This window comes from Citricoccus sp., assembly GCF_035445025.1.
Lineage (GTDB): Bacteria > Actinomycetota > Actinomycetes > Actinomycetales > Micrococcaceae > Citricoccus.
On the sequence record NZ_DAOMPX010000034.1, the window covers coordinates 1 to 8,790 of the forward strand.

Annotated in this window: 6 protein-coding genes; all 6 read left to right on the top strand. The window is 72.3% G+C overall.

The annotated features are described in order from the left end of the window. Positions 1–456, top strand: a 456-nt coding sequence (locus tag PLJ28_RS11030; RefSeq protein WP_324590130.1) for a CPBP family intramembrane glutamic endopeptidase, incomplete at its 5' end; no start/stop codon positions are given. A 159-nt stretch (positions 457–615) separates the two neighbouring features. Next, a complete protein-coding gene (gene leuS, locus PLJ28_RS11035; RefSeq protein ID WP_324590138.1) occupies positions 616–3,114 on the top strand; it encodes a leucine--tRNA ligase in 2,499 nt (832 codons plus the stop codon). 84 nt (positions 3,115–3,198) lie between these two features. Continuing rightward, positions 3,199–4,182, top strand: coding sequence for a DegV family protein (locus PLJ28_RS11040; protein ID WP_324590131.1), 984 nt, complete (start codon positions 3,199–3,201; stop codon positions 4,180–4,182). A gap of 68 nt (positions 4,183–4,250) precedes the next feature. Further along, complete coding sequence (locus PLJ28_RS11045) at positions 4,251–5,087, top strand: ComEA family DNA-binding protein (RefSeq protein ID WP_324590132.1); 837 nt, start codon at positions 4,251–4,253, stop codon at positions 5,085–5,087. 112 nt (positions 5,088–5,199) lie between these two features. Continuing rightward, complete coding sequence (locus PLJ28_RS11050) at positions 5,200–7,779, top strand: ComEC/Rec2 family competence protein (RefSeq protein ID WP_324590133.1); 2,580 nt, start codon at positions 5,200–5,202, stop codon at positions 7,777–7,779. A 5-nt stretch (positions 7,780–7,784) separates the two neighbouring features. Continuing rightward, complete coding sequence (gene holA / locus PLJ28_RS11055; RefSeq protein ID WP_298044211.1) at positions 7,785–8,789, top strand: DNA polymerase III subunit delta; 1,005 nt, start codon at positions 7,785–7,787, stop codon at positions 8,787–8,789. Position 8,790: the final 1 nt, after the last annotated feature.

The window sequence follows — 8,790 nt, forward strand, 5'->3', positions numbered from 1 at the left end:
GACTGGGTCCCGTTGCTGTTCCTTGCCCTGACCGTCGGTCTCTTCGAAGTGGTCTACTTCCGCGGTTTCGTACAGACCCGGTTGGAGGCCTGCTTCGGTTCCGTGCCCGGCGTGGGCGGTGCTGCAGCCCTGTACGCCGCCTACCACATCGGCTACGGCATGGGCCTGCGGGAGATGGTGTTCCTCTTCGGGCTCGGTGTGGTGTATTCCACCGCATTCGCCGTGGTGCGCAACGTGGCCGTCCTCTGGCCCCTGCTGGTCCCGATGGGGTCCTTCTACAGCAACCTGCGCGGCGGGGACATCGTGGTGCCCTGGGCCGCGATCCTGGGCTTCGCCGACGTGCTGGCCGTGATGGTCACCGTCCTGTGGTTCGCGGCCAGGAGCGAGCGGCGTCCACGGGACGGCACGGGCACGGTCCGTCGTGGCGGGCCGGTTCACCGCCGGCAGCCGCCGTAGGCGCGGTTCCGAGGCGACAGCCGCCGCGGAGTAGGATGGGCGGGCGCGTCGAGCGCCCGGTTGACGGGCCGGCGTCGTGATGTTGACACCCCGTTTCCACCGCACTTCAAGGACAGGACTTCCGTGAGCCAGGCAGCGCAAGGTACTCCCCAGGACCCCGTGACGGGGCAGGCCACCCAGGCCGCGCCCGAGGAGTACTCGTTCCGGGCCCTAGAGGACCGCTGGGGCGGTTACTGGGAGAAGCACGAGACCTTCGCGCCGCTGGACGACGGGTCCGCGGAGCGCCGCTACGTGCTGGACATGTTCCCCTACCCGTCCGGTGACCTGCACATGGGCCACGCGGAGGCCTTCGCCATGGGCGACGTCGTCGCCCGGTACTGGACGCAACTCGGCTACGACGTGATGCACCCGATCGGCTGGGACTCCTTCGGGCTGCCCGCGGAGAACGCCGCCATCAAGAACAACGCCCACCCGGCCGAGTGGACCTACCGGAACATCGAGACGCAGAAGTCCTCGTTCCAGCGCTACGCGATCTCCACCGACTGGTCCCGCCAGCTGCACACCTCCGACCCCGAGTACTACCGGTGGACCCAGTGGCTGTTCCAGCAGTTCTACGCCAAGGGCCTGGCCTACCGGAAGGACTCCCCGGTCAACTGGTGCCCGAAGGACCAGACGGTGCTGGCCAACGAGCAGGTCGTCAACGGTGCCTGCGAACGCTGCGGCACCCAGGTGACCAAGAAGTCCCTGAACCAGTGGTACTTCAAGATCACCGACTACGCCGATCGCCTGCTCGAGGACATGTCCGAGCTGGAGGGCCACTGGCCCGATCGCGTGCTGGCGATGCAGCGCAACTGGATCGGCCGCTCCGAGGGCGCCCACGTGGACTTCCAGGTCGAGGCGCGCAACGGCCAGCCCGGCCAGTCGATCACCGTGTTCACCACCCGCCCGGACACCCTGTTCGGCTCGACCTTCATGGTCGTGGCCGCGGACGCCGACCTGGCCCTGGAACTGGTGGACCCGGAGTACCGCGAGGCCCTGGAGGCCTACCGCGAGGAACTGACGCACGTCTCGGAGATCGAGCGGCAGTCCACCGAACGCTCCAAGACCGGGGTCTTCCTGGGCCGGTATGCCGTGAACCCGCTGAACGGCGAGCGGCTGCCGATCTGGGCCTCCGACTACGTCCTGGCCGACTACGGCACCGGCGCCATCATGGCCGTGCCCGCCCACGACCAGCGCGACCTGGATTTCGCCCGCGCGATGGACCTGACCGTGCGCATGGTCGTGGACACCGGTGAGGAGGACCCGGCGGTGTCCGGTGTGGCCACCACCGGGGACGGCACCCTGGTGAACTCCGGCGAGCTGGACGGCCTGGACAAGACCGCCGCGATCAGCCGCGCCATCGAGATCCTGGACGGCCGGGGTACCGGCCGCGGCACCGTGAACTACCGCCTGCGGGACTGGCTGCTGTCCCGCCAGCGGTTCTGGGGCGCACCGATCCCGATCGTGCACTGCGCCGGTTGCGGCGAGGTCCCCGTGCCGGAGGACCAGCTGCCCGTGCTGCTCCCGACCGACGTCACCGGGGAGAAGCTGGCGCCGAAGGGCAAGTCCCCGCTGGCCGGCATCGAGGAGTGGGTCAACACCACGTGCCCGTCCTGCGGGGGCGCGGCGCTGCGGGACACCGACACCATGGACACCTTCGTGGACTCGTCCTGGTACTACATCCGCTACGCCTCGGCCCACGACGACACCCAGGCCTTCGACCGCGACGCCGTGGATCGCTGGCTGCCGGTGGACCAGTACGTCGGCGGCGTGGAGCACGCGATCCTGCACCTGCTCTACTCGCGGTTCTTCACCAAGGCGCTCTACGACATGGGCCTGGTGTCCTTCACGGAGCCGTTCAAGGCGCTGCTGAACCAGGGCCAGGTGCTCAACGGCGGCAAGGCCATGTCCAAGTCGCTCGGCAACGGGGTGGACCTCGGCGAGCAGCTGGACACCTTCGGCGTGGACGCGGTGCGCCTGACGATGATCTTCGCCTCCCCGCCGGAGGACGACGTGGACTGGGCGGACGTCTCGCCGTCGGGCTCGGCCAAGTTCCTGGCCCGCGCGTGGCGGCTGGCCCAGGACGTCCAGTCCGCCGGCGCGGCGCCGGGCACGGATCCCGACGGCGGCGTGAAGTCCCTGCGCCAGGCCACCCACCGCACGGTGGCGGATGCCGCCCGGTTGCTGGACGAGCACAAGTTCAACGTGGTCATCGCCCGGACCATGGAACTGGTCAACGCCGCCCGCAAGGAGATCGACTCCGGTGCCGGGGCGGGCGACCCCGCCGTCCGGGAGGCCGTGGAGGCCGTGGCCGTGCTGCTGAGCCTGTTCGCCCCCTACACCGCCGAGGACATGTGGGCCCGGCTGGGCCACGAGCCGTCGGTGGCCCGGGCCGGCTGGCCGGCCGTGGACGAGGCGCTGCTGGTGGAGGACACCACCACCGCCGTGGTCCAGGTCAAGGGCAAGGTCCGGGACCGCCTCGAGGTGGCCGTGGACATCTCCGCGGCCGATCTGGAGGCGCTGGCGTTGGCGTCCGAGGCCGTCCAGCGGGTCCTCGACGGGGCTGAGGTCCGCAAGGTCATCGTGCGCGAGCCGAAGCTGGTCAACATCGTCATCTGAGACCCAGAGCAGGCGACCCGGGGCCGTGGTGCCCCGGGTCGCCTAGGTTAAAGCCGGAACCGTCGGGCGTTGAAGGGAGTGCGCGTGGTCGACATCGCCGAGTGGCAGGCCGCCATGCTCGTCCGGATCCGCCAGCTGCGGGCCTCCCAGAGCGGCCGGGTCCGGCTCGGACTCCGCCCGCCGCGGAAGGGGCGGACCGCGATCGTCACCGACTCCTCGGCCTCGATCCCGGCCGAGGTGCTCGCCCACCCGCTGGCCCGCGGCCTGCGCCAGGTGCCCATGCCGGTGATGATCGGTGACCAGATCTACACGGACGGCACGCCCGACCTGCTGCGGGAGCTGCCGTTGGCCCTGGCCGCCGGGACACCCGTGAAGACCTCCCGGCCCTCACCCGGTGCGTTCAGTGCCGTGTACCAGTCGCTGGCCGAGGCCGGTTTCGAGCAGATCATCTCCGTCCACTTGTCCGGCAGGCTGTCCGGGACCGTGGAGGCGGCGCGGCTGGCCGCGCGGGAGTCCCTCATCCCCGTCTCGGTGGTCGATTCGCACACGGCCGGGTTCGCGCTCGGAACGGTGGTGATCGACGCCGTGATCGGGGCGGGCTTCGGCGTGGCCCCGGACCAGCTGGTGTCCGCCGTGGACGCGGCGAGCCAGGACGCCGGGGTGTTCTTCACCGTGCCCAACCTGGAGCAGTTGCGCCGGGGCGGTCGGATCGGGACGGTGGCGGGCCTGCTGGGGTCCCTGCTGCACGTCAAGCCGGTGCTCACGCTCGAGGACGGGGTGGTCTCCCTCGTCGACCGGCCGCGCACCACGGCCCGGGCGACGGAGCGTCTGGTCGAACTGGTCCGGGAGGCGGCGCAGGACTCGGACCCGCCGGGGCCCTCCGAGCGCATCGCGGTCCACGGCTTCGGCAACCAGGAGGCCGCCCACGAACTGGCCGGCCGCCTGCAGAGCCTGTCCGCGATGCCCGTGCCGGTGATCCGGCTCCCCGCGGTGCTGGCCGCGCACCTGGGCCTGGGGGCGCTCGGGGTCACGATGAACCCGGTGCCCACTCCACAGCCCGCCTCCTGACGGCGTGTCGCACCCTCACGGTGCCCTGACCTGCCCGTGGGCCCGTCCCGCCGGACGAGGGTGGAGGCATGGGACGCCACAGCCAGGACGACACCTCCGTGACGGGGGACTGGGAGCAGCCGCCTCCAGTGGCCCCCTTGTGGCGGGGGCGCGTCGTGACCTCCGCCGTCCTGTTGCTGGCGGTGCTCGCCGCCACGTGGTGGGCCGTCAGCTGGCTGATCTCACCGGCCGGGCCGACGGGCACCCCGGCACCCCAGGCCGCCGCCCTCGAGAACCGGGAGGGGCACCGCGGCCGTGACGCCGAGGACGCTGAACAGCGGGCGGGCACGGACCGCGGCCCCTCGTCCACGGCAGTGCCCGGACCACCGGAAGCCGGCCGGCCAGGCGTCGGGCCGTCATCGGTGGACCAGGACGACGGCACGGCAGGCACCGCCCCCGGGGCCGTGATCGTGCACGTGGCGGGAGAGGTCCACGAACCGGGGCTCGTGGAGCTGCCGCCCGGTTCCCGCGTTGCCGACGCCCTCCATGCCGCCGGCGGGTCGACGACGCGGGCGAGACTCGACCTGCTGAACCTCGCCGCACCGGCCGTGGACGCCAGCCAGATCCTCGTGCCTGGACCGGACACCCCACTGGCGACCGGTGGGACGGAACCCGGTGACGGTCCTGGGAGACAGCCGGTGAACGAGGCTCCGGGTGAACCCGGCTCCCCGAGCGGCACGGTCAACGTCAACACGGCGGATGCCGCCGAGCTCGAACAGCTGCCCGGCATCGGACCCGCGCTGGCCGGCAGGATCGTCGACCACCGCGAGCAGGTCGGACCCTACGGGTCGCTGGAGGACCTGGACGCGGTGTCCGGCATCGGCCCGGCCATGATGGAACGCCTCGACGGACTCGTCAGCTGGTGAGACGACCACGAGGGCGGACCCAGAGTCGGGGTCGAGGGCGCACCCGGGTCGGTCCCACCGCATCCAGCCCAGTGACGACGATGCCGTGGTGGTCCGACGGGCTGGACGGCCGGTGAGGCCACCGACTGCCGGACCGGTGCCCGGGCCGGTCGACGTGCGGCTCGTGCCGGCCCTGCTGCTGACGCTGGTGACGTGTCTGGCCGTTCCGGTCCTCCCGTATGAGTGGGTGCAGATGCTGCCGTGGGGCCTGGGAGTGGCGGCCGCCGCGGTCACGGTGCTGTTGGTTGCCATTGCGCGCAGTGGGCGTGTGGCACTGGTGAGCCTGACGGCGCTCACCGCCTGTGCGCTGTGGGTCGCGGCCGTCGCGGCAGTGCAGGCCGTCGGGGACCGGGCCCCGGTGAAGGCCTCCGGCTGGGAGGATGCGGTGTCCGCGGGCCAGCCGGTGCGCCTCTCCGGTCGGGCGACGGGTGGGGCGGTGAGGTCCCCGGGGGCCTTCGGGGACCGGTGGCACGTGACCGTTGCCGTGGATGCCTTCGGACACCCGGTACGGACCGTGCCAGAGGGCACCGAGGTCGTCGTCTCCGGAGATGCGGAGTGGGACGGTATGGAGCTTGGCACACGGCTATGCCTGACGGCCGATCTTGAGCCGTCCGGTACCACGGTGTTCGCTCGTGCCCGCACCGGCCCGGATGCCGGGTCATGCCCGGACCACAACGGTGGGACAGGCGCGGAGAGCGGCACGGGCGGGAGCACGGGGCGCGAGGTGGTGCGAGCGGCGGTCCGCGACGCGGCGGCCGGCAGCGTGGGCGCGGCACCCCAGCTGCTTCCAGGACTCGTCCTGGGGGACCGCTCCGTGCAGGACCCGGAACTGGACGAGGCGATGAAGGCCTCCGGGCTCAGTCACCTGTCCGCCGTCAGCGGTGCCAACTGCACCCTCCTGGCCGGCGCAGTCATGATGAGCCTGCGCACCCTGCGGATCCGTCGCCCGGTGGTGCTGGGCGCGGTCCTGGGGGTGCTGGTCGTCTTCGTCATCATCGTCGGCCCGGAACCCTCCGTGATCCGGGCGGCCGTGATGGGCGGGATCGGCGCCTGGGCGGTGTTCTTCGGGCGGGGACGGCAGGCCCTGCCGCTGCTGTGCCTGGCCGGCTGCGTCCTGCTGTGCTGGAAACCGGCGCTGGCCGCCGAACCGGCATTCCAGCTCTCCCTGGCAGCCACCGCCGGCATCGTCCTGGCCGCACGACCGGTGGAACAGTGGCTGACCGCCACGCTCGGGAGGATACTGCCCGGACCGGTCGCCGGGACGATCGGCGCCGCGCTCGCGGTGACCGTCTGTGCCCAGGTCGCCTGCCAGCCGGTGCTGGTGGGGATCGCGGGCACGCTCAGCAGCTATGCTGTGCCCGCCAACCTGTTCGCGGCACCCCTCGTCCCCCTCATCACCGTGCCGGGCACGGCGGCTGCCATCCTCGCCGTGCCGCTCGCCGGCCTGGCCTCCGCCGTCTTCTGGCTGATCGGCTGGCCGGCCGCAGGGATCGGCTGGATCGCCGGCGCCCTGTCGTCACTGCCGGGAGCGCTCCATCCCTGGCCCGGGGGAGTGCTCGGGGCAGTCCTGGTGGCCCTGCACGTGCTCGCGGCCCTGGCCCTGCTCTGGCTGCTGCTGCGGTGGGAACGAACGCGGCCCGCCCGCGTGCGCCGGATCCCCGCCGGTCCGGTTCCGCGCGGCGCCCCGTCCTCCCGAACCCTGCGGTGGTCGCTGGCCGCGGCGTGGACGCTCGTGTGCGCCGCCGTCGGCAGTCAGCTTGCCCTCGTCGTCTCCCCACCGACCGGGCCCGTCCCGCGGGACTGGTCCCTGGCCGCCTGCGACGTCGGCCAGGGGGACATGCTGGTCCTGCGTACGGGGCAGCGGTCGGCGATGGTGGTCGACACGGGCCCGGACCCGGGGGCGGCGACGTCCTGCCTCCGGAACGTCGGTGTGGAGCGGATCGACCTGCTCGTGCTGTCCCACCTGCACCAGGACCATGCGGGTTCCGCCGCCGCGCTCGCCGAGTGCTGCCAGCCTGCTGCCGTCGTCTACTCGAGCATGGCCACCCCCGGGGCCGGCGGGCCGGGCGCAGGGGACCGTGAGGACCGATCTGCCGCCGAGGGCGCCGGAGGCGCTCGCGCCCCCGCCGGTGCGCGCCGGCCGGGGGTGGGGGAGACGGGCACGGTGGGTGAGCCGGCATCGGTATGGCGGGTGGACTGGGAGGTGCTGGCCGCGGACTCGGAGGCGCGCGACGAGAACGATGCCTCCCTGCAGATGGCGGCCACCGTGCACACGCCTCAGGGGTCCTACACCGTCCTGCTCACGGGGGACATGGAGCAGGAGGCCACCGGTGCACTGCTGCGCCAGGGAGTGTTCCCGGAGACGGTGGACGTGCTCAAGGTGAGCCACCACGGGGCCAGGAACGGTGGGAACGACCTCGTGCGCGCCCTGATGCCGGCGTTGTCGGTGGTGCAGGTCGGCCGGGAGAACAGCTACGGGCATCCGCACCCGTCCGTCATCACCGAGCTCCAGCGGCACGGGCCGGTCGTGCGCACCGATGAGCACGGCACGACGGTCGTCTCGCTCCGCGACGGACAGCTGGTGCCGACCGTGACCGGCCAGTTCGCACCCGCGGTGACCGGCCGGGCGGCGGGCACCATCCCGGTAGGATGACACGCATGCCCGCCCCCAGCCGCTCTCGCCGATCCACCAGCTCCGGCACCGACTGGCGACGCGTGGAACCGGCGCCCCTCATGCTCCTGAAGGGGCCCGAGGACTTCATCGCCACCCGGGTCACGGACCGGGTCAGGACCGCGCTGCGGCAGGCGGACCCGGGCCTGGAGCTCCACCGGCTGGATGCCGCCGACTACCAGTCCGGACAACTGTCCATGCTGGCCAGCCCGTCCCTGTTCGGCGAGGCGAAGATCGTCCTGGCCGAGGGCCTGCAGGACATGAACGAGGCGTTCCTGGCCGACTGCCTCGACTACGTGGCCGCCCCCGCCGATGACGTCACCCTGATCCTGCGCCACTCCGGAGGCAACCGCGGCAAGAGGCTGCTGGACGTGGTCACCTCATCCGGGGTGCTGGTGGAGTGCCAGCCCATCAAGTCCGACGCGGACAAGGCCGACTTCGTGGTCGGCGAGTTCCGGTCCCGGCGCCGGTCGATCGACCAGGAGGCCGTCCGGTCCCTCATCGACGCCACGGGCGGATCGCTGACCGACCTCGCGGTGGCCTGTCAGCAGCTGGCCGCGGACACCGAGGGGACCGTGACCACCCAGGTCGTGGACCGGTACTACGGCGGACGGGTCGAGGCCACCGCCTTCCGGGTCGCCGACGCGGCCATCGAGGGCCGGGCCGGTCAGGCCACCGCGCTGTTGCGGCACGCCCTGGCCACCGGGGTCTCCGCACCGGCCATCACGGGGGCCTTGGCCATGAAGACCCGGCAGATCGCCAGGATCGTCGACGCCCGCATCTCGCAGGGCCAGGTCGCCCAGGTCCTGGGGATGGCCCCCTGGCAGGCCAAGCGCGTCTCGGAGACCGTCCGGTTCTGGAATCCCGCGACCATCGCGGCAGCCATCGAGTGGGTCGCGCAGGCCGACGCCGAGGCCAAGGGACTGGCCAAGGACGCCGAGTACGCCGTCGAGCGCGTCGTCACCCGCATCGCCCTCACGGCCCGGCGCTGAC

Excerpts from the sequence above, each read along its gene's own strand:
- PLJ28_RS11045 (WP_324590132.1), top strand. The coding sequence starts at position 4,251 with ATGGGACGCCACAGCCAGGACGACACCTCCGTGACGGGGGACTGGGAG.
- holA (WP_298044211.1), top strand. The coding sequence starts at position 7,785 with ATGCCCGCCCCCAGCCGCTCTCGCCGATCCACCAGCTCCGGCACCGAC.